The 21,594-nt window shown below is 45.0% G+C and carries 18 protein-coding genes and 1 other RNA gene; 8 read left to right on the forward strand and 11 right to left on the reverse strand.

The window, feature by feature from the left end; all coding sequences use genetic code 11:
• Positions 1 to 28 precede the first annotated feature (28 nt).
• The 3 genes from ubiH to ACOJRU_RS13045 are packed head-to-tail and all read right to left on the reverse strand — an operon-like array spanning position 29 to position 3,139.
• Complete coding sequence (gene ubiH / locus ACOJRU_RS13035; protein WP_421132171.1) at positions 29 to 1,240, reverse strand: 2-octaprenyl-6-methoxyphenyl hydroxylase; 1,212 nt, start codon at positions 1,238 to 1,240, stop codon at positions 29 to 31.
• 3 nt (positions 1,241 to 1,243) lie between these two features.
• Positions 1,244 to 2,557 carry a Xaa-Pro aminopeptidase gene (pepP, locus tag ACOJRU_RS13040; RefSeq protein ID WP_421132172.1) on the reverse strand — a complete coding sequence of 438 codons (1,314 nt, stop codon included), beginning with the start codon at positions 2,555 to 2,557 and terminating at the stop codon, positions 1,244 to 1,246.
• 15 nt (positions 2,558 to 2,572) lie between these two features.
• Complete coding sequence (locus ACOJRU_RS13045; RefSeq protein WP_421132173.1) at positions 2,573 to 3,139, reverse strand: UPF0149 family protein; 567 nt, start codon at positions 3,137 to 3,139, stop codon at positions 2,573 to 2,575.
• Between the two features lie 445 nt (positions 3,140 to 3,584).
• On the opposite strand from ACOJRU_RS13045, the gene ssrS reads away from it, so the two are divergent.
• From ssrS to serA, 7 genes are all read left to right on the forward strand, one after another.
• Positions 3,585 to 3,767: non-coding RNA, 6S RNA (gene ssrS, locus ACOJRU_RS13050), on the forward strand.
• 21 nt (positions 3,768 to 3,788) lie between these two features.
• Positions 3,789 to 4,682, forward strand: coding sequence for a ribokinase (locus ACOJRU_RS13055; protein ID WP_421132174.1), 894 nt, complete (start codon positions 3,789 to 3,791; stop codon positions 4,680 to 4,682).
• A 26-nt stretch (positions 4,683 to 4,708) separates the two neighbouring features.
• On the forward strand, positions 4,709 to 5,650 hold the full coding sequence (locus ACOJRU_RS13060) for a nucleoside hydrolase (RefSeq protein ID WP_421132175.1): 942 nt from the start codon (positions 4,709 to 4,711) through the stop codon (positions 5,648 to 5,650).
• Positions 5,651 to 5,750: 100 nt separating this feature from the next.
• Positions 5,751 to 7,370 carry an ATP-binding protein gene (locus ACOJRU_RS13065; RefSeq protein ID WP_421132176.1) on the forward strand — a complete coding sequence of 540 codons (1,620 nt, stop codon included), beginning with the start codon at positions 5,751 to 5,753 and terminating at the stop codon, positions 7,368 to 7,370.
• Positions 7,370 to 7,963 carry a 5-formyltetrahydrofolate cyclo-ligase gene (locus tag ACOJRU_RS13070; protein WP_421132177.1) on the forward strand — a complete coding sequence of 198 codons (594 nt, stop codon included), beginning with the start codon at positions 7,370 to 7,372 and terminating at the stop codon, positions 7,961 to 7,963. The genes ACOJRU_RS13065 and ACOJRU_RS13070 overlap by 1 nt, the downstream gene beginning before the upstream one ends.
• A gap of 184 nt (positions 7,964 to 8,147) precedes the next feature.
• Complete coding sequence (rpiA, locus tag ACOJRU_RS13075; RefSeq protein ID WP_421132178.1) at positions 8,148 to 8,804, forward strand: ribose-5-phosphate isomerase RpiA; 657 nt, start codon at positions 8,148 to 8,150, stop codon at positions 8,802 to 8,804.
• A 166-nt stretch (positions 8,805 to 8,970) separates the two neighbouring features.
• A complete protein-coding gene (gene serA / locus ACOJRU_RS13080; RefSeq protein ID WP_421132179.1) occupies positions 8,971 to 10,200 on the forward strand; it encodes a phosphoglycerate dehydrogenase in 1,230 nt (409 codons plus the stop codon).
• A 70-nt stretch (positions 10,201 to 10,270) separates the two neighbouring features.
• On the opposite strand, the gene ACOJRU_RS13085 is transcribed toward serA, so the two are convergent.
• The 7 genes from ACOJRU_RS13085 to ACOJRU_RS13115 form a co-directional block, all read right to left on the reverse strand.
• Positions 10,271 to 11,014 (reverse strand): DUF481 domain-containing protein, encoded by a 744-nt coding sequence (locus ACOJRU_RS13085; RefSeq protein ID WP_421132180.1) that lies wholly within the window; start codon positions 11,012 to 11,014, stop codon positions 10,271 to 10,273.
• A gap of 174 nt (positions 11,015 to 11,188) precedes the next feature.
• The gene (locus ACOJRU_RS13090; protein WP_421132181.1) at positions 11,189 to 11,944 is read right to left on the reverse strand and encodes a DUF481 domain-containing protein; all 756 of its coding nucleotides are present in this window, start codon (positions 11,942 to 11,944) and stop codon (positions 11,189 to 11,191) included.
• A 152-nt stretch (positions 11,945 to 12,096) separates the two neighbouring features.
• Positions 12,097 to 12,921, reverse strand: a complete 825-nt coding sequence (locus ACOJRU_RS13095; RefSeq protein ID WP_421132182.1) for an HDOD domain-containing protein — start codon at positions 12,919 to 12,921, stop codon at positions 12,097 to 12,099.
• A 48-nt stretch (positions 12,922 to 12,969) separates the two neighbouring features.
• A complete protein-coding gene (locus ACOJRU_RS13100) occupies positions 12,970 to 13,269 on the reverse strand; it encodes a DUF1289 domain-containing protein (protein WP_421132183.1) in 300 nt (99 codons plus the stop codon).
• Between the two features lie 185 nt (positions 13,270 to 13,454).
• A complete protein-coding gene (locus ACOJRU_RS13105; RefSeq protein ID WP_421132184.1) occupies positions 13,455 to 14,165 on the reverse strand; it encodes an SIMPL domain-containing protein in 711 nt (236 codons plus the stop codon).
• A 220-nt stretch (positions 14,166 to 14,385) separates the two neighbouring features.
• Positions 14,386 to 17,508: an efflux RND transporter permease subunit gene (locus ACOJRU_RS13110; protein WP_421132185.1), complete on the reverse strand. Its 3,123-nt coding sequence runs from the start codon at positions 17,506 to 17,508 to the stop codon at positions 14,386 to 14,388.
• Position 17,509: 1 nt separating this feature from the next.
• Positions 17,510 to 18,778 (reverse strand): efflux RND transporter periplasmic adaptor subunit, encoded by a 1,269-nt coding sequence (locus ACOJRU_RS13115; protein ID WP_421132186.1) that lies wholly within the window; start codon positions 18,776 to 18,778, stop codon positions 17,510 to 17,512.
• A gap of 163 nt (positions 18,779 to 18,941) precedes the next feature.
• Between ACOJRU_RS13115 and ACOJRU_RS13120 the strand changes: the two genes are divergently transcribed.
• Positions 18,942 to 20,018 (forward strand): LysR family transcriptional regulator, encoded by a 1,077-nt coding sequence (locus ACOJRU_RS13120; protein ID WP_421132187.1) that lies wholly within the window; start codon positions 18,942 to 18,944, stop codon positions 20,016 to 20,018.
• 62 nt (positions 20,019 to 20,080) lie between these two features.
• Here ACOJRU_RS13120 and lpdA read toward each other — a convergent pair whose 3' ends face one another.
• Positions 20,081 to 21,502 (reverse strand): dihydrolipoyl dehydrogenase, encoded by a 1,422-nt coding sequence (lpdA, locus tag ACOJRU_RS13125; protein WP_421132188.1) that lies wholly within the window; start codon positions 21,500 to 21,502, stop codon positions 20,081 to 20,083.
• Positions 21,503 to 21,594 lie beyond the last annotated feature (92 nt).

Raw genomic sequence — 21,594 nt, forward strand, 5'->3', positions numbered from 1 at the left:
CACTGTCTTAATGCTTTGCCTTAACGTATTAACTGCTTGTCTGGTGTTTAGCAAACCCTGTTGCTTGTCGCACAAAAGCCTGTTTAGCCTGTGAAACGGCATTTAGTGCTAACAACGACAGATTTCGGCCAACCACTAACGGAAGGTGCTGATTGGAGAACGTATGCACTAATCTGTCTGTCAGCCCTATGGTTGCTGCACGGTCGTGTTTTCTCACGTTTTCGTACTTCTGAGTACAACTAAAGGCACCTGGGTCGTCGCTTTCTTTAAGTATCTCGACAAGCGATGCAATATCGCGCATCCCCAGGTTAAACCCTTGCCCAGCAATGGGGTGAAGTGCTTGCGCCGCATTGCCGACCACGACAACTCTGTGCGACGTAACCGTATCGCACGTACGCAACTGTAACGGATAATGCGCAATATCACTGATATGCGTTATTCGTCCTTGCCGGTAGCCAAAGGTTTCCTGCAATAGCGGAATACACGCACTCGCAGGTTGCTGTGCAATGCGCTCTGCTTCGTCAGGTGCTAGCGTCCACACAACCGAAAACCCATTCCCCTTAGACAGCTTCCCCTCAATGTCATTATCAAAGGGCAAAAACGCTAATGGCCCTTGCGGGGTGAAGCGCTCATATGCGCGGTTTTGATGGCTCTGCTGAGTGTGAACATTAAAAATTAGTGCCGTTTGGTGATATGGCTTCGTGTGCCTTGATATGCCAACCCACTGCGTAATTGGAGAATGACCACCATCGGCAATTACCAGTAGCTTGGCATTAATCACATCATCATTACTGAGCACTAAAGAAGCATGATGTTTGTGTCGTGTAACCTTGCTAACCGATACACCTGACAGGTGTGTATAGCGTTGTTTATCGTTGACCACTAACGCTGTAAGTGCGCCTAAAGATACTACTTGCCCAAACGATGAAAGCCCATAGTCGTGGCAGTGTAGGTCGGTTAATCCGGCATGGCCTTTGTCACTCACTTCTATTTTTTCAATGGTACCAGGGTGCTGTTTTGCCAGCTCTGTCAAGGGCACGCCCAACGCAGTAAGCTCATCTACAGTACGCTTCGCTAGTGCAATCACACGCTTATCTTGCAACGGATTAATAGTATCGTTTGCGTGAGGGTTGCTCGCGTCAATCAACGTGACATTAAGCCCAGCTTGCTCCGACAAGCCTTTGGCAAGCACACACCCTACAATACCACCACCAACAATCGCTACGTCTACCGTTTTCACCCGTTATGCACCCTTCATAAGCGCTTCAATATCGTTGATATCTTTTGGCACACCAGCCGTTAGCACGTCAACACCCGTCGCGGTTATTACCACGTCATCTTCAATACGAACGCCTATGCCTTTATATTTATCAGGCGCATTACTGTCAGTACCGATATAAAGCCCTGGTTCAACGGTTATTACCATTCCAGGCTTTAGTGGGCGATCCTCACCCTTAATTTTATAATTCCCGACATCATGCACATCTAAGCCAAGAAAATGTCCAAGACCGTGCATGTAGTAATCACGCCATGTTTCATTTTCAAGGTTTTGTGCAACCGAGCCGGTTAAGATACCAAGTTCAACCAAGCCTTCAGTTAAAATTTCAACGCTGTGCTGCATTGCACTGGTTAACGTAACGTCGGGGCCTAACATATCAAGTACACTGATTTGCGCTTTTAAGACCAACGCATAAATGTCTTTCTGCGCGTCAGAAAATGTACCATTTGCAGGAAAGGTGCGCGTAATGTCTGCTGCATACCCTTGATACTCAGCCCCTGCATCTATCAATATCAAGTCGCCATCTTTGACTTGAGATGCATTTTCTGTGTAATGCAAGATACACGCGTTTTCACCACTTCCTACAATTGTGCTGTAAGCCGGTGATCGCGCGCCCGCCATAGCAAAACTATGATGCAGCTCTGCTTCTATTTGATACTCATAACAACCCGGGTGTGCAAACGTCATCGCACGGCGGTGCGCGTCAGCGGAAATATCTGCTGCTGCCTTCATCATCGCGACTTCACTGGCCGATTTAAATACCCGCATTTCGTGCAATATAGTGCGAATATCATACGTAGCCTGAGGAGCCAACGACGCCTTTGGCGCCGCCCGTAACGCGCTAAGCGCGTTATTAACAAGGTCATCAGCAGCTTTGCTTTCGCCATATGCAAAATAAAGGTTGTCCTGCTCGTGCAAGCTTTCCAATAATGCTTCTTCAAGTTCTTGTAACTCGAACGCTTCATCTAAACTAAAACGCGATAATGCGGCTTCAGCGCCTAATCGTCGGCCGTGCCAAATTTCGGCCGCTTTATCCAATGGCTGCACAACCATTGCACAGTAACGTGCGCCATAACGCGGGTTGTTCGACAAAATAAGCCATGCATCAGGCTCATTAAAACCCGTCAAATACCAAAAATCGCTTTGCTGACGAAAACCATATTCGGTGTCTCTGCTTCGCGTTACCATTGATGCAGCTGGCACAATGCACACACTGTTCGGTAAGCATTGCGCAAGTAACCGGTCTTGCCTAGCAATAAACTCCTGCGCGCTAATCATAATGCTGCCCTTTAATTAATGTACTGAAGGGGTGTCTGGTTGGTCGTCGAGTAATGATTGCCCAAGCTCGCTAAAACATAAAATGGCAGAAATTTTGACGTACTCCATTACCTCGAAAAGCGCTTTTTCAGACTCTTCGTCAGTATCCATTGGCTCTTCCATTCTGGCGATGTCATTAAAATCTTCCAACGCCTCTTTAACATCATCAGAGCATTTACCCAGCTCTTGCTGGTACAGCCCAAAACCAAGCATAAAACCTTGTACCCAGTTAATTAACGCTGCACCGCGGTCGTTGATTGGTGCTTGGTCGTCAGGTAACAGTAGTTGTAAAGCAAACTCAGGTTCGAGTAATTGCTGACATGTCTGATTAAATAAACTGGTAAGCAAAAATGAGGTCGCATCATTGAAGCCTTCACCTTGATGAATAGTATCGTTCAATATAGCCAACCATTTTTGGTCAGTAAGCGACATGCCACCACACAGCATGCCACACAAGATACCATGCACCTCGGCGCCATCGACAATAATGTCTTGCTGAGAAAGTTTATTGGTTACGTGATCGTAATCGAGCTGTTTTTCCACGAATAGGTACTCTTGTTAATTAGTGTTGGGCATGCCATCAACAACGTTTTGATTATCAATATGCTATGTCCATGATGGGTCTAATTCTAGCAAAGACCTTGACTAAAACCCACAACTACCATTTTGATTACTTGCTGTGCGAACAGATGACAACCCGTCGTTTTCGGTGGTAACCCGTACATAATTGCTCTATGATCTTAAAGGTGAACAAGGAATGTATTCGGTCTGAAGCGCATTAAAAGAAAACCTTGTGCGTAACACCTTCGCAACAGCATAAACATTGAGCTTCGTTCATATGCGTGTATAATTGCTGACCAATTGGTCAAGAATAACGACAGCGTTACTCTGTGACCATATTCAATAACGCAAATATTTACAGGCGTAACGGTGATCCTCTTCACGGAATTACTCGTTTGTTATACCCTGTTGCGTTTCACAACAACAATGTCTCCTGGGATGTTTGCCAATCTATTAATGTCCCTGGCCGATGCTTTAAACCAAGGAAGTTGAAACGGTCGCTATTGTGCAAGCTCGGCTCGTATCGAGAAGCCTACGGCAATTGTGATGCTTCCGCCCTGAACTTTTCGGTTCACGGGCGATCAATGGATAGCGGCATTCCGGGAGACGCCCTCTTTCGACGGAAGAAGAAATGGCAATAATAAATTTTGGCTCCATAAATATCGACCACGTTTATCAGGTAGAACATTTTGTACAACCTGGTGAAACGATTGCTTCAACACATTATCAGCAATTGCTTGGTGGTAAGGGTGCAAACCAATCTATCGCACTCGCGCAAGCGGGAGCTGACGTACGTCATGTAGGAAGCATTCACGAAAATGATGCTTCATTCAAGCAAGCGCTTATCAAAAAAGGCGTAGATTGTCGTGGTGTGCACTGTTCAGAAACCCCTTCAGGTCACGCGATCATCCAAGTTACGCCAAGTGGTGAAAACGCTATTGTACTTTTTGGCGGCGCAAACCAAACACTTACCGCAAAAACCGTCGATGCAGCACTGTCTGACACAAAACCATCTGATTGGGTACTCACGCAAAATGAGACCAGTAGCATTGGAGATGCGCTTCGACAAGCAAAAGAGAAACACCTAAAGGTTGCCTTTAATCCTGCGCCAATGAGCGAATCAGTAAAAGCATTGCCTCACGAATGTATCGATTTGCTTATCGTTAATGAGACTGAAGCAGCAGCACTGACTGAAAAAGAATCGCTTGACGATATTATCGCAACGTTTAAGCAAGACTGGGCGCACTGTGAGGTTATCATTACCTTAGGGAAAGCCGGCGTAATGATGCTAAAGGGTGATGACACTATTACTGTCGACGCCTTTACGGTTGACGCTGTTGATACAACAGCAGCAGGCGATACGTTTATTGGTTATTTCTTATCGGCTTACAGCAATCACACTGATGCAAAACAAGCACTACTGCGTGGCTGTGCGGCATCTGCTATTGCCGTAACAAGAGAAGGTGCAGCACAAAGCATCCCATCACAAAAAGAAGTTGACCGTTTTTTAGCGAAACAAAGCTAAGTAATAGATAAGATAGAGATAAATCAATGGCACATAAAATAATTTTGGATACGGACCCGGGCATCGATGATGCAATGGCAATATTTTTTGCATTTCAATCACCCGATATTGAATTACTTGGCTTAACGACAGTTTACGGTAACGTTCCCGTTGATATGGCTGCACAAAATGCACTGACGTTGTGTGAAATTGCAGGAAAAGATATTCCAGTAACGAAAGGCGTAGGTATGCCTTGGGTAGGTCCAGAGTCGACTTACGCACACTTTGTACACGGTGATTACGGGTTCGGCCATATTAAACCTGAAGCACCAAAAGGTCAGCTTGACCCGCGCAGTTCAGCGCAGTTTATTGTTGATATGGCGCGTAAATACCCTGGGGAAGTTACGCTTGTTGCAATTGGACCACTAGGCAATTTAGCCTTGGCGCTTCGTCTTGAACCTGAACTACCAAAGTTAGTGAAAGGCGTTAGCATTATGGGCGGAGCAGCATTTGTGCCTGGGAATGTAACCCCCGTAGCTGAAGCAAATATTTGGAACGATGCTCATGCGGCTGAAATCGTATTTGCTGCAGATTGGGACTTAACAATGTTCGGGTTAGACGTCACGAACGATGTGCCATTTGCGCCAACATTTGTCGATGTGCTTGCAGAGAAAAACCCTACATTGGGTCGCTTCGTTCAAGAAAGCGCACAGTTCTACATGGATTTTTATTCTCAAAACCGTGAAGACCGTGTTTGCTTTTTCCATGATGCATTCCCAATTGCGCACCTGCGTCAACCTGACCTATTTGAACTAACCGAAGGTCACGTCCGCGTGGGTACTGGAGAGTTAGATAGAGGGCAAACGGTTGTTGCGCCATCAGGAACGACGCCTAGCCCATTGTGGAATAATGCGAATACCATTAAAGTGGCGACTAAGGTAGATCACGCTAAACTAGAGCAATTCTTTATTGATACTTACGCGCTTTAGTTAAGTTAAGCTACCACGCTAGCGTATGCAGTGTAGTTTCGTACTATACTGCATACTTGATGTTCTTTGCTCAACATAAACGTGGTGTAAAAGTGATCTTATGATATCAGCGTCGATCCCGGATGATGAAGACAAACGCTTAGCGGAGCTACTGAGTTACGATGTGCTTGACACAGAAGCTGAGCAACTCTTTGATGACATTACCAAACTCGCCTCCGAGATATGTGACTCCCCTATTGCATTAATCAGTTTGGTAGACCCTAACCGCCAGTGGTTTAAATCAAGGGTTGGGCTAGAAGCTCAAGAGACGTCCCGCAACATTGCCTTCTGCTCCCACGCTATATTGCAACGGGAAGTATTTGAGATAAACGACGCAACGAAAGACCCACGATTTCACGATAATCCATTGGTAACAGGTGCACCTGACATTCGCTTTTATGCCGGCGCCCCGTTAGTGACACCGTCGGGACATGCAATAGGCACCCTATGTGCGATAAGTGATGAAGCCAAAACACTGACGGATGGACAACGCTCTGCGCTACAGACACTAAGCCAATCGGTAGTGGCGCATTTAGAGCTTAAACGCAAAAATCGAGAGTTAGAGCGAACCAGTCAATTTAAGTCTGATTTTCTCTCTTATATTAGCCACGAAATAAGAACACCACTGAACGCAATCAACACATTTAGCCATTTACTTGAAAGTGACGCGGCGGACTTATCGTTGCCCGCAAACTTTACAGAATCCTTAGCGCTGATAAGTGAAAGCGGCGGCCGCTTACTTGAAATCGTTAACTCGGTGCTCGATTTAAAGCAAATTGAAGCGGGTAAAATGCGTGTCATGCCACGCCCGGTCAGCACACAAGATTTCTTTACTCACCTTTTCTCATTAACACGTATTCGCGCTGAAGACGGAAATGTTCTGTTTCACTCCTCAATTGCCAATTCGATGCCAGAAAGTCTCAGCTTTGACGACACCAAGTTTGGGCAAATAGTCCTAAATTTACTATCAAACGCGATAAAATATACGCACTCAGAAAAAAACGTAAACGCTACGGCGAGGTTTAAAAACGGAAAGCTCATCTTCACCGTGAAAGATGAAGGCATAGGCATAAGCGAAGAAGATCAAAAGAAATTATTTACGCCGTTTGAAAGAATGGATAACGCGCATCAATTCGATGGAACAGGCTTGGGGCTGAATATAACAAAACGCCTTGTTGAATTGCTTGATGGCACGTTGAATTTCAAAAGCAAGTTGAATGTAGGCACACAAGTTAGTGTGAGTATTCCTACTGACGTTCTAAGCGCAGAGGACTATGCCGATGCTCAACCCCCCTCTTTTATTAATCAACTTCAAGTTGATAAAGAGGCGCAAGTTTTGGTCGTTGAGGATCATCATATTAATCAAGTGGTGATAAGAACGGTGTTTGAAAAACTGGGATTAGCGATATCTATCGTGGGCACCGGAGAAGAAGGTGTGGAATACGTTAAAACGAACCCTGTCGATTTAGTATTAATGGATTTAAACCTGCCAGGTATTAATGGGATCGAAGCTACACAACAAATAAACGCCATAGCAAAAGACCTTCCTGTGGTAGCGTTAACCGCAGACGTTATTACAGAACACTCAATGCTACTTTCTCAAGGGCTAACCGACGTGCTCACAAAACCAGTGAATAGTGCGGAACTGGTAAGTGTTTTAAATAAATATTTAGCCGTGTGATGCCAACTCAACATCTTAGAAAAGCCCTTAGAACCGAACTAAGAGCAGCACGACGACAGCTATCGGCCCCACAACAAACCCTGGCCGCTGAAGGTGTGTCGTGTCAACTTTCTCAGCATTTTTCAAACAGTTGTCGTTTAAAGATGGGCGTGTATCTTGCCAATGATGGCGAAGTAGATTTATCGCACTTTATTAATAGCACCCAGAAACTGTTTTCATTTTCACTTCCTGTCTTACACCCTATTTGTAAGGGGCATTTACTGTTTCTAGAATATCTTTCAGATACTCATTTAACCAACAATAAGTATGGCATCTTAGAGCCCGAGTTAGCCTGTCACCACGTAGTGCCCACACACGAACTAGACGTCATTCTTATGCCGCTCGTGGGATTTGACAACGATGGCAATCGACTAGGCATGGGCGGCGGGTATTATGATAGGACATTGGCGTACACCCGCCACGCCATCAAAAAGCCAATGCTAATAGGTGTGGCGCATGATTTACAGCGTGTCGACCGTCTACCTTACGCATCATGGGACATACCGTTAAATGCCATTGTCACGCCAACACGTTTTCAGCACGTTTCTGTTTAGTACTAACATGGGCACGGGTGTCCTCATGCGATAAGCATTTGTCATACACCTTTTCTGCCGAGCATCACTAATACACTATCTATGGTTAATATTACGCGCCGTGATGCGCTATTTTGTGTATATCTGATACACTTCGCTGACTATTGCGAGAATTCGCCACCTGCATCATCAATGGAGCCTGATTATGGATCAAAACGATAAAAAGAAAGCGGTTGCCCAAGCTGCTATACAATATGTAGAACAAGACAGCATTGTAGGCGTTGGAACCGGTTCTACCGTTAATTTTTTTATAGATGCGCTTTCAGATATTAAGAACAACATTGAAGGTGCTGTGTCCAGCTCAGAAGCGTCGACACAACGTCTTAAAGCACTAGGTATAGAGGTTTTCGAACTTAATGAAGTAAGCAACTTGTCTGTCTATATAGACGGCGCAGACGAAGTTACCGAGCACAAGCACATGATTAAAGGTGGCGGCGCGGCGCTAACCCGCGAAAAAATCGTCGCTGGGGCAGCTAAGACATTCGTTTGCATTGTGGATGAGAGCAAACGCGTGCCAGTGTTAGGTAAATTCCCATTACCCGTGGAAGTAATCCCCATGGCTCGCTCATTTGTGGCAAGAGAATTAGTAAAACTCGGTGGTGATCCTGAATATCGTCAAGGTGTAGTGACTGACAATGGCAATGTGATTCTCGACGTACACAACCTTGAAATTATGAACCCCAGAGAGCTTGAACAAAAAATCAATAATATACCTGGTGTTGTTACCAATGGTATTTTCGCCCTTCGCGGCGCCGATATTGTACTTTCTGCCACCGACTCGGGTGTAGAGACATTCAAGTAAATTATTACTTTTAAGTTTGGTCGTTTTCTGTTAATTTCCATTTAGACGTCTAGATGTCCTAACTAACAATGTTATAGCCTGTGTCGTTTAGCAGCCGATGAGCGGAATTTCGTTCCCCTCCCAGGGCTCGGTATACAGGCACAACACAGCGAGAGATAGCAAATCAATGAGTAAAGTTTCACTTGAGAAGGATAAAATCCGGATTTTGTTGTTAGAGGGTGTGCACCAAAGTGCATTAGAAACACTGAAAAACAACGGTTATACCAATATTGAGTTTTTGAAAACCTCACTGCCTGAAGACGAACTTATTGAAAAGGTAAAAGACGCGCACTTTGTCGGTATCCGTTCTCGTACTCAAATAACGGAAAATGTCGTTAATGCAGCGAAAAAGTTGGTTGCCGTCGGGTGTTTTTGTATTGGTACCAACCAAGTTGATTTGGCAGCCACACAGCGCCGAGGCATTCCTGTATTCAATGCGCCTTTTTCAAATACCCGTTCAGTCGCTGAACTTGTATTAGGACAAATCATTCTTTTACTACGTCAGGTCCCCAGTAAAAATGCTAAAGCGCATCGCGGCGAATGGGAAAAAACCGCCGTTAGCTCTTATGAGGCTAGAGGGAAAACACTGGGTATTATTGGCTATGGACACATTGGTACACAGCTTAGTATTTTAGCCGAGCACTTGGGCATGCGCGTTCAATTTTTCGATATCGAAGATAAGTTGGTACTTGGTAATTCAGCGCAAGTAAAGTCGCTTGAAAAGCTATTGAGCACGTCTGATGTTGTGTCGCTTCACGTTCCTGAAACGCCACAAACCCAAGACATGATTGGCCAAAAAGAGTTATCTCAAATGAAGCCAGGCAGTATTCTTATCAATGCCTCTCGCGGAACGGTAGTCGATATTGACGCACTCGCAGCTGCGTTAGAATCTGGGCACTTAAACGGCGCGGCCATCGACGTGTTCCCTGTCGAACCGAAATCGAACAGTGAAGAGTTCCACTCTCCGCTACGTAAGTATGATAACGTTATTTTAACTCCACATGTAGGTGGCAGCACGCAAGAAGCGCAGGAGAACATTGGTATTGAGGTAGCAGGTAAACTTGCCAAATACTCTGATAATGGCTCTACGTTATCTGCTGTTAATTTCCCAGATGTGTCTTTGCCTGAGAATACTGGCCGTTCACGCTTGTTACATATTCATAAAAACAAACCTGGAATCCTCACGCAAATTAACAAAGCGTTTGCAGAAAAAGGGATTAACATCGAAGCGCAATACCTTCAAACCAACGCTGAGATTGGCTACGTAGTGGTTGACGTAAAAGAAGACCGAGGCTACGAAGCGCTTGCAGAATTACAGCAAATTGACGGCACTATAAAGACACGCATCCTTCATTAATTCGTGTTTAAAAAGCACTTTAAACAAAAAAACGCTGCAAATGCAGCGTTTTTTATTGTTTAAGCGTTGCTTAGAAGAAGTTATACACCAAGCTTACCGATGTCTCGGTGTCTAGCTTATCGATGTCATTCGACACGTTCGAGTTATGGTCCATCTTAAATGAGATACGCATAGAAAGGTTACCACTGATGGTTGCTGTCAACGCACTTTCAGCACGAGATTTTGTATTCTCTGAACCCACTTCCGTACTGACCGTTTGAGTGAACTTAGCCGTGTCAGAAATCTTCCAAGAATAAGCACCTGATGCACGTACGATTGCGCTGTTTTGCTCAACCCCTTCTTGTGTTTCAACAAATGTGTAACCCGGACCGATTGAGTACTCTAGCGTGTGGCGCTTGTTTTGAAGCACCTTTTGGTTCCAACCTGCAGCAACCGTTGCTTGGTAGTCGAAGTTGCTAAGGCGGTCATCTTCATAGGATGAGAATAAGAACAGACGGTAATCTGGATTATCTAGCTTATAGTTGCCCTGAGCAGACGCGAAAAACTTTTGAGCTGACGTAAATTCAACATCTTCACCATCTTCACCTTCAACCGTTTCACGCTTATATAGCCCTTCAACAATGTAGTCGTTACTCCACATTTCGAGTTCTTGATGCGCATTGATACCTGCGGTTATTGATGTGGTTTCTGTATTACCTGTGGTAGAGATAAAACCAAGTTCACCTTCCATAGTAAACGGTTTGACATCATCTTGTGCAAGAACCGACGTTGAAAATGAAAGCGCGATAAGCGACGCGAGGAGGTGTTTAGTCATTAAGCAATCCTGAAAAAAATAATATCATCCATTACCGAGCAGTATATACGCTACATAGGCAGTGCTGAACGGCATTTACGTAAGGCACGCAGTGTACAGCTATCATTACATCAGTCAACACGACACGGTTAAAAAAACGCCAAAACTGGATTTATTTACAATAGCGGCTGCAGATTAAAAGAATTGATATACCAACGCGACGGTCGTTTCCGTGCTGAGAGGGTCAACATTATCCGCTGTATCTGAATTGTGATTAAGAATAAAGGACAGTTTCATGGCCAAACTGCCAAATATATTTGCTGAGAGCGACGTTTCTGAGCGGGATTTTGTATTGTCGACGCCCGCTTCTGTACTTAAGAATTGACGCAGTTTAGCACCCGATGGCCATCGATATTTATACTCGGCAGATGCACGAACAATCATGCCATCGTTTACCGCATTATTAATGTCTTCTTCAACTTCAACAAAACTATATCCAGGACCAATGCTGTAGCGAAACTCGCTCTCTTCACTTCGCCATAATCGTTGCGACCAACCTGCAGCCAATGAAGCACGATGTTCGTAACCGTTGAACCTATCATCTTCGTAGTCGCCATACATGAACAACCGTCGACCGGGTAACATTAATTTATAATCAAATTGAGCGCTTGTATAAAATCGTTGCGCCGTCACATCGCGCTTGCCCGCGCCAGTGTCACTTTCCTTATAGAGTAACTCGGCAAGGTAAACGCTACTCCAATTTTCTGTTTCATGATCGGCATTTACCGCTGTTTTTATGCTTGTTGCATCAGTATTACCCGTGTTAACGAGGACGCCTAATTCGCCGTCCATTGAAAAACGTGGAATATCATCATCGGCATCAGGAACGTAATCGGCGTGGTATAGGGTTCGAATAAGGTCGCGCTCAGTTGCAAATGCAACATGAGTCATCAGGCAGCTTATCAGTGTAAGCAAAGGGATAAATTTAATCATAGTATGAAAGTAGCAGCAGCATTTTACGTGGCAAAAAGCCTGTTATTATGCCCTTCCGTGGGAGTAAGCGCTGTTGTTATAAGCAAATCAACAATTGCATATCCACACTTCTATCGGATAAGCATCGCGACTTTTGACGTCTCTCTGTTTGCATATTCAACGGCGTTGTTGATTGTATCAAAGTCTATATCTAGTGTATTGGCTAATTCAGACGGAAAAAGTTCAATTTCTTTTTTATGCTCTTCATCGTCTTGCGCAATAGCAATACGCATAGCCATAGCGAGAATGGCGATATCTGATTTTCCGGTTTGCTTCTTCGCGTCTGATACAAACGTAATAGGATGATGCAACGCTAACGGAATGTTCCAACGTTCAAGTATAGTGCCGCTGCACTGTGAGAATGTGAAACCAAAAAACGCTTTCTGCTGGTCATAGGGCAAGCCAGAGCACTCAGCACTTCGGTATTCGCTATAGCGTTCAGGCGCTACCTTGGCCACTACTAACTCACTCAAGTTTTGTAAAATGCCCATGACAAAAAATCGCTCGCTTCCGCGAATGTTAAGCGTTTTCGCGAGATATTTAGCCACCATTCCAGTATAGACCGACGCATACCAGTGCTTTTCGATGTCAATTAATGCCGAATCAAAATGGCTAAAAGCAGTATTAGCGGTTTCGGCAACCACTAAGTTGTAGAGTGCTTCGCCACCTACAACACTGATTGCTTTGGCAATGGATGTAATTTGGGAAGGGAAACGAAATAAAGAACTGTTCGCAAGTTTCAACACTTTCGCAGTAAGAGACGGATCTAAGCTTATAAGTTTGCCAATTTCTGAAGCATCCGAGCGAGGATCGTCCCACACTGTTCGTAATCTTACACAGATATCCGGTAGTGTGAATGACTTAGCAGCGTAGGCCACGTAATTGTCTTTTGACATGCAAAGCTTCCAGTTTTATTTCGCTAGCAAGGTGTCGTTTGCTGCGGGTTATTGTTCATCGGTGTCTTCAGGACTATCAAATAAGCCGATTTGATTTGGCTTGGTTGTGTGCGTATCTACCGCAGCTTTGCTCGAGGCACGTCGTTTTGCCACTTGTTTGCGACGATAACAAGCCGTCATAATTTTTCTGCGTGTTGCATCATCTACACGAAGCCAATAGAGGCGTTCGTCACGACTTCGATAGCACCCTTTGCAAAAGCCACGGGGGCCTGATTGGCAAACGCCGATACAAGGGCTAGGAATTTCAAAGAATTCCAATTGCGTCGCATCAGGTTTATTTTCTGCCATATCGTTTAGCCAGCGCCACCACGCTTTTGACGCGCGTATTAAATCGTAAATTACTGCCGTCGAAAACTAGACATTAGCAGTAAAACGTACAAAAAAAACATTATTTTCTAGAACTATAACACATATTAGACATACCTATTGAAATCCAAAACGGCGTCTTCTTCACGCTTCACTGCACCAATGTATTAATCAATAAGTGTGTAATCAATCGTAGAAACTACCCTTATCTTTTTTATATGAGGGTGATGCGCATCCCTACTGGAAATGGAAAAACGCCCTTGATTGGCTCGTTTTATTTTCCCTAACGTGCTTTGCGAATCTTTCGCAAATTTTAACGCCACCTCTCTGGCATTCAATGTTGCCTCTTCAATCATAGCGGGTTTAACATCGTTTAAGCCAGAAAAGACATACTCTGGTTGTGCTTCATAACGTGCTTGTGACAGCACAACCCCATCGTTTAGCAGTGTAACAAGCTGCTGCATAGCAGTTCTCACCAACTCTACGTTTTTTGAGTAAACAGTAATCGTTTGAGTGGCGTTGTAGCGAAACGGAGCGTTGTTATTGCTACCATATTGCTGGGCAAGTTTATCGGTCACCTCGGGGTTTCCAGTGGTAATTTCTTGTGCATTAAGCCCTTGTGTTAACAAAAATGCGGTAACCTTATCGCTATTTGCTTTCACATTGGTGTAAAGCGCCTTCAAATCGTTACTTGCTTCTACAAATTGAATAGGCCATATCACATGGTCTGCCAACACCTCTTTTTCAGATAAGCCTTTCACCGTTACTACCCTATCCCACGTTTGCATATCATCAAGGGCACCAGATAGCTGCTTACCTAATATAAAGAGTGCCAATATCATACCGATTGCAAGCACTGTTGCGGCCGCTAATCTCATATTATCTTCCCTCATTGTATTCATTACTGTTACACGCTTCTTTGTTTTCAACTCGTTACATTACTATAGCAACAGTACTTCTCAACTCGGTCTGGCACGTTGCGTTCTAATGTTCTTTTGTGACGAAAAATGGCAAAAAAAGGCCGCTCAGAAAGAGCGGCCAAAGTGTCTCGTTAAGCAGAGACAAGGCTTGGGTAGACATCGCATACCGCGTTCGTTGCTATCCGTTTCGTTTTAATAAGTAGTAAAACACTGGCGTTAATATAAGACCAAACACTGTCACGCCAATCATGCCTGAAAATACGGCCACGCCCATGGCTTGTCGCATTTCAGCACCCGCTCCTGTTGAGATAACCATAGGAAGCACACCCATAATGAACGCGATAGAAGTCATAAGAATAGGACGCAAGCGTAAACGGCTTGCCTCTTTAATTGCCGAAAGTGCATCCATTCCACCGTCTTGTAGCTCTTTAGCAAACTCCACAATAAGAATAGCGTTCTTCGTGGCAAGGCCAACCAGTACTATCAATCCAATTTGAGTGAATATATTGTTGTCGCCGCCATAAATTTGTACACCAACAAGCGCACTTAATAAGGTCATAGGCACAATAAGAATTATCGCAAGTGGCAGGCGCAGGCTTTCGTATTGTGCTGCCAGTACTAAGAATACCAGTAGTACCACTAACGGAAATACAAACGCAGAGGCATTACCGGCTAGAATTTGTTGATAGGTCAGTTCGGTCCATTCGTAACGCATACCTAATGGCAGGGTATCAGCTAAAATCTCTTCAATGGCTGCTTTTGCTTGGTCAGAAGAGTACCCCGGTGCAGGCGCACCATTAATTTCTGCCGTCACATAGCCATTATAATGCATCACTCTGTCTGGGCCTGCGCTATGCGCTACGTTTAGGAATGACCCCAGCGGAATCATCTCGCCGTGTGCGTTTCGAATTTTAAACTGCGTTATGTCCCCAATTTCTCGGCGGTATTGTGCGTCAGCTTGAACATTGACCTGATACGTTCGACCAAACAGGTTGAAGTCGTTCACATACAACGAGCCCAGATAGGCTTGCATGGTGGTAAACAGGCTGTCGATATTTACCCCTTGGCTTACGGCCTTCTCACGATCTACCTCAACATCAAGTTGCGGAACGGCAACGGTAAAACTAGTAAAGGAACCGGTTAGCGCGGGGTGCGCCCATGCTTTCGCGATAACCTCTTGCGTTACCCTTTCAAGAGACTCAAACCCTAGATTACCTTTGTCTTCAACTTGTAAACGAAATCCACCAATTGTGCCAAGGCCCATTACCGGCGGTGGCGGAAAAATTGCCACATATGCACCTTTAATCGAACCAAATTGTTTATTAAGCGTTGCCGCGATGGCACCCGCCGATAGTTCGGGTGATTGACGCTGGTCAAAAGGCTTTAAAGGGGTGAAAAGAATGCCCGAGCTTGGGCTATTCGTGAAACCGTTAATATTTAACCCTGGAAATGCCACTGCATCAGAAACGCCTGGGTGCTCCATGGCAATGCGTGACATTTCACGGATGATAGCTTCGGTTCTATCGAGGCTTGCCGCATTAGGCAGTTGTGCAAACGCAACTAAATATTGTTTGTCTTGGCCCGGCACATAACCGGTTGGTGTAGAAGCAAACTGATTATAGGTAAGGGCCAGTAACCCAGCGTAAAGCACCAAAACAATACCACTTTTGCGTATCAGCCCTTTTACGCCGCGCGTGTACGTTTTAGCGCCCCGTTCAAACGCATTATTAAACGGTGCAAAAACAAAGCGACCGAACACGCGATTCATTAAACGCGTAAGCCAGTCGTTCGCTTGGCCGTGCGGTTTTAACAGCAAAGCTGACAAAGCTGGACTGAGTGTAAGCGAGTTAATCGCTGATATAAAAGTTGATATAGTGATAGTAAGTGCAAACTGCTTATAAAACTGACCCGTAAGGCCACTCATAAAGGCGGTTGGGATAAACACCGCTGCCAATACCAATGTCGTCGCAATGATGGGGCCGGTAACTTCCTTCATCGCTTGCACGGTTGCATCGAACGGAGATTTTCCTTCCGCAATATTGCGTTCAACATTTTCCACAACAACAATAGCGTCATCTACCACTATGCCTATTGCTAATACCAAACCAAACAGCGACAGTGCATTAAGTGAGAACCCCATAAGCTGCATAAACGCAAACGTCCCCACCAAAGAAATAGGTACCGCTACCAGCGGAATAATAGAGGCGCGCCATGTTTGGAGAAAAAGCACTACCACCAATACCACCAATAGTACCGCTTCAAATAATGTATCGACTACCGCTTCAATTGAACCTCGAACGAATACGGTAGGATCGTAGACAATGTCGTACTCTAAGCCATCAGGAAACATGGTAGATAATGTTGCCATGCGTGCGCGCACGTCGTCAGAAATTTGAATCGCGTTTGAACCTGGCGCTTGAAATATAGGAATAGCCGCCGCTGGGTTATTATTAAGTAACGAGCGCAATGCGTAGTTGTTTGCGCCTAACTCGATACGAGCGACATCTTTTAGTCGGGTAATTTCACCATTGCTACCCGCTTTCACGATGATGTTTTCAAATTCGGTTTCGTCTTTGAGTCTGCCGCGAACGTTTATCAATAGTTGAAATTCACTGCTTCCAGTAGGTTGTGCTCCTAGGCTACCAGCAGCGGCCTGTTGATTTTGCTCTGCGATTGCAGCAACGACATCACCAGGGTTCATTTGTAGTGCGGCAAGTTTGTTTGGGTCTAGCCAGACACGCATGCTGAACTCACCGGCGCCGAATAAACGCACCTGTCCTACACCATCAATACGCGCCAGCTCATCTTTTACGAATTGATCGGCATAATTTGATAAATAGAGCATGTCATAACGTTTATCCGGTGACGTTAAATGCACCACCATGGTTAAATTTGGCGAAGATTTTTCCGTAACGACGCCAAGACGCTGAACTTCTTGAGGTAACCGTGGTGTCGCGCGATTAACCCTATTTTGCACAAGCGTAGTGGCGGCATCTGGATCGGTACCGATTGCAAACGTAATAGTCAATGTCATACGGCCATCACTTGTCGCCTGTGATGACATATAGAGCATGTTTTCAACGCCGTTAATTTCTTGCTCTAACGGTGTCGCAACCGTTTCAGCTATCACTTCAGGGTTAGCACCAGGATAATTAGCGGTAACCACCACGGTAGGTGGCACCACTTCTGGGTATTCTGTGATAGGGAGTTGCCACACTGCAATGGCACCACCAATAAAAATAAGTAAAGACAGAACGCCCGCAAAAATGGGGCGGCTGATAAAAAACTGCGATATGTTCATATTACTTAAGACCTACCGTCGCAGCCGTTGCGGGAAATGCGCCGCCAGACAGCACGTCTTCATACTGCGACATATCATCTGCTGGCTGTGGCTGGCTATCAACACGAGACTGCCATGCAGTTAAGCTTTCGAGCGCACCGTTATCGGCCATCGCTACATCGTTAGGTATAACTGCCGAACCAGGACGTACACGTTGCAAACCATCGACAACAACGTTATCGCTCGGCGTTAAGCCGGACGTAATAATGCGCATATTACCTACCTTGTCGCCAAGGGTTACCGCGCGATACTCAACGTGGCTTTGGGCATTAACAACTAATACGTATTTGTTATTTAAGTCTGTACCAATGGCTTTTTCTTTTATAAGAATACCTTCATTATTCGTATCCCCTGCCAATTTGAGGTGTGCGAATAAACCAGGAATAAGTCGACCATCGTGGTTATCAAACACCGCCCTAACACGCAGGGTTCCGGTACTGCTATTAACCTGATTGTCGATAAAATCAATTTTGCCCCAGTGACTATGCTCAGTTTCGTTAGCTAAGCGCATCGCAACGGGTTGGTCACTTACTGCGCTAGACGCAGTGTTATCGTCTGTTAGATAATTCAGGTAGGTCTGCTCATCAATATCGAAGTACGCGTACAACGTGTTGGTTGATACAATTCGAGTAAGTTCACTCTGCCCTGCGGTGACGAAATTGCCTTGGGTAATATTAGCGCGAGAAATTCGACCTGAAATAGGTGCCTCAACACGAGCGAAGCCACGATTTAAACGCGCAACCTCCAATAGCGCCTTTGTTTGATTTAAGCCTGCTAACGCTTGGTTCTTCTCTGACAAGCGTGCATCGAGTACCTCTTCTGAAACAGCTTGCGTTTTTCTTAGCTTTGCCGCTCGTTCATAGTTATGTTCAGCCAACGCCAAGCGGCTTTTCGCTTCATCTAACTGTGCCGTTAACCTAGCCACTTCAGCTTTGAAAGTACGATTATCAATAAGGAACAAGGTTTGCCCCTGTTGAACATATTCGCCTTCCTCAAAGGCAACGAAGTCAATATAACCTGACACTCTAGGGCGTAACGCAACGGTTTGCACCGACTCTAAGCGTCCAGTGAAGTTATCCCACTCGGTAAGACGTTGCGAGACCACTTTGGCTACATCGACAGGTACGGCATTGTTTGCCTGCATCGCTTGACCAGATTCCTGCTCGTCTGTGCATGCAATCATAAGCGCGGTAATACACACCATTGCGAATAGACGGGGTAATGTTTTCATTGCAAGATTCTCTTAATATTTTCGACTAAAGGTTCAATGCCGCGCATTATGCTAAAGTCTAAACAATAAAAATAATTATATTTTAATATGCAACATATCACATGGTGTTATATATTGGTTCGCAGGTATATCGGTGTATAAAAAACAAGCGCGGGAGTTCAAAATGCGGCCACATGACTTAAATTTATTGATGATTTTTGATGCCATCATGACCGAAGGTGCAATTACTCGGGCGGCGGATAGATTGTCAATGACCCAGCCCGCAGTCTCGAATGCTTTATCTAGAATGCGTTCGGCATGGAATGATGAACTGTTTGTGAAAGATGGTAGAGGGATACAACCTACGTCGTTTGCTAAAAATTTATGGAGTCAAATTCAAGGCCCCCTTGGTGAGCTTGAAGTTGCGGTTAACCCGACCGACTTTAACCCTGCTACTGCAAAACGCACTTTCAGAATTGCCGCCACTGATAGCATCGTTTCAATGGTCTGGGGCCCCCTAAGGAAAGTCATCGAAAATGAAGCGCCCGGTATTAATATTCATGCGATCCCCAATTACGATATGGAGACCGATAAAATACTAAAAGACGCCGAAGCAGAATTAACATTTTCTAAATACCAAGAGCCAGGCTCGGTGATCCGCGCAGAACACGTGCTTGACCCAAGCTGGGTGGTCGTGATGCGCCCCGATCATCCATTGGCTAAATCGCAGCTTACGTTAGAAGACTTTATTGCAGCCGATCATTTGCTGGTATCCGTAACAGGCGATGTCACCGGCCCCACCGATCAAGTGCTCGCCAATATGGGGCTTAAACGTCGTGTTGCGATGTCGGTCAATCAATTCTATAACGCGACACCATTACTTAAAGACAGTAACTTAATTTGCGTAGCGCCTTCACTGGTAATGGAAAAAGAAATATTTTCAGGTGAGCTGGCGGTGTTTGAAACGCCCATTGAAATTGTAAGCTCGCCTTTGTCGGTAATGTGGCATAAGCGGCAAGACCAAGATGCAGGGTTGCAGTGGCTTCGAGGGTTAGTAGTGAAATTTATCCGAGAGCGTGTTCAACGCCATGAGATGCTGCTTTCCCAGTGTTGCAGAAAAGCGTATTGCGCAGAAACCGTTAAGCGTTTTCTAGACCAACGCAACATGGACTGCGGCGCCTTTACGCCTGCGCATTTATCCCAAGACGACAACGATGCGCATCTTGCGGCAAACGATAATAAGCAAAAAATAATAGCGTAAGAAAAGCTTGTGTACCAAAACAAAAAACCCGCTAAAAGCGGGTTTTTTTACTTTGAAAAAAGTTATTTCTTTTTCTTTGCCTTAGGGTTTGGCAAATCAGTAATACTACCTTCAAAGATTTCTGACGCCAGGCCAATAGACTCATTTAGCGTTGGGTGAGCATGGATAGTTAATGCGACGTCTTCGGCGTCTGCACCCATTTCTAGCGCTAGGCCAATCTCACCAAGCATTTCACCGGCGTTAGTACCTATCATGGCACCACCGATAACACGGCCGCTTTCTTTGTCGAAGATCATCTTCGTCATGCCGTTTGTCGCATCAGAGGCAATTGCACGGCCTGAAGCTGCCCATGGGAACACAGCAGTTTCATAGCTTAAGCCTTGCTCTTTTGCTTCTTTTTCAGTAACACCAACCCAAGCAACTTCTGGCTCAGTATAAGCAACTGAAGGAATACCGCGTGGGTCGAAGTAATGCTTCTTACCTGAAATAACTTCAGCTGCAACATGACCTTCGTGAACCGCTTTGTGCGCAAGCATAGGCTGACCAACTAGGTCGCCAATCGCAAAGATATGGTCAACATTGGTACGCATTTGCTTATCAACATTAATAAAGCCTCGCTCATCAACGTTAACGCCAGCCGCATCTGCGCCAACCAGCTTACCGTTTGGCTTACGACCAACTGCAACAAGTACCTTATCGTAACGTACCTGTTCAGATGGCGCGTTTTTGCCTTCAAACGTTACGTACAAGCCATCGTCTTTTGCTTCAACCGCTGTTACTTTGGTTTCAAGCATAATGTTGAATTTTTCTTTGTAGTCTTTCATGAATACTTTCATGATGTCTTTATCAGCCGCAGGAATAAGCTGATCTAAAAATTCAACTACGTCGATTTTAGAGCCAAGTGCTTCGTACACTGTTCCCATTTCTAGACCGATAATACCACCGCCTAGCACTAGCATTTTCTCTGGAATATCTTTCATTTCCAGCGCGCCAGTTGAGTCGATGACGCGGTCGTCTTCTGGGATAAACGGTAGGCTTACCGGCTCAGAGCCAGCAGCAATAATGGCGTTATCGAAAGTAATAGTAGTAACGTCGTCACCATTTTTTACTTCTAGTGTATTTGCGCCTGTGAACTTACCAAAGCCTTTAACATGCTTGGTTTTACGCATTTTAGACATACCGCCAAGACCATTTGTTAATTGCTTAACAACACCGTCTTTGTAATCGCGGATTTTGTCTAAATCGATGGTTGGCTCGCCAAACGTGACACCGTGGCTTGCAAGGTGCTTCGCTTCTTTCATCACTTTTGCTACATGAAGAAGGGCTTTTGATGGAATACAGCCAACGTTAAGACAAACACCACCCAGTGAGTCGCGAGAGTCTACGATAACTGTTTCAATACCTAAATCAGCGGCACGAAATGCTGCTGAATAACCGCCAGGGCCGCCGCCCAGTACCACCAATTGCGTTTTAATTTCGCTCATTGTGAACCTCAATCCTGTTCTTTTAGGGTCATGCTATTGCTTTTGTGTAATAGCATAACCTAAATGCCACCAAATGGGCTTATAAAATCGTC

This window comes from Alteromonas algae, from assembly GCF_049117195.1.
In the GTDB taxonomy this organism is placed as follows: Bacteria; Pseudomonadota; Gammaproteobacteria; order Enterobacterales; family Alteromonadaceae; genus Alteromonas.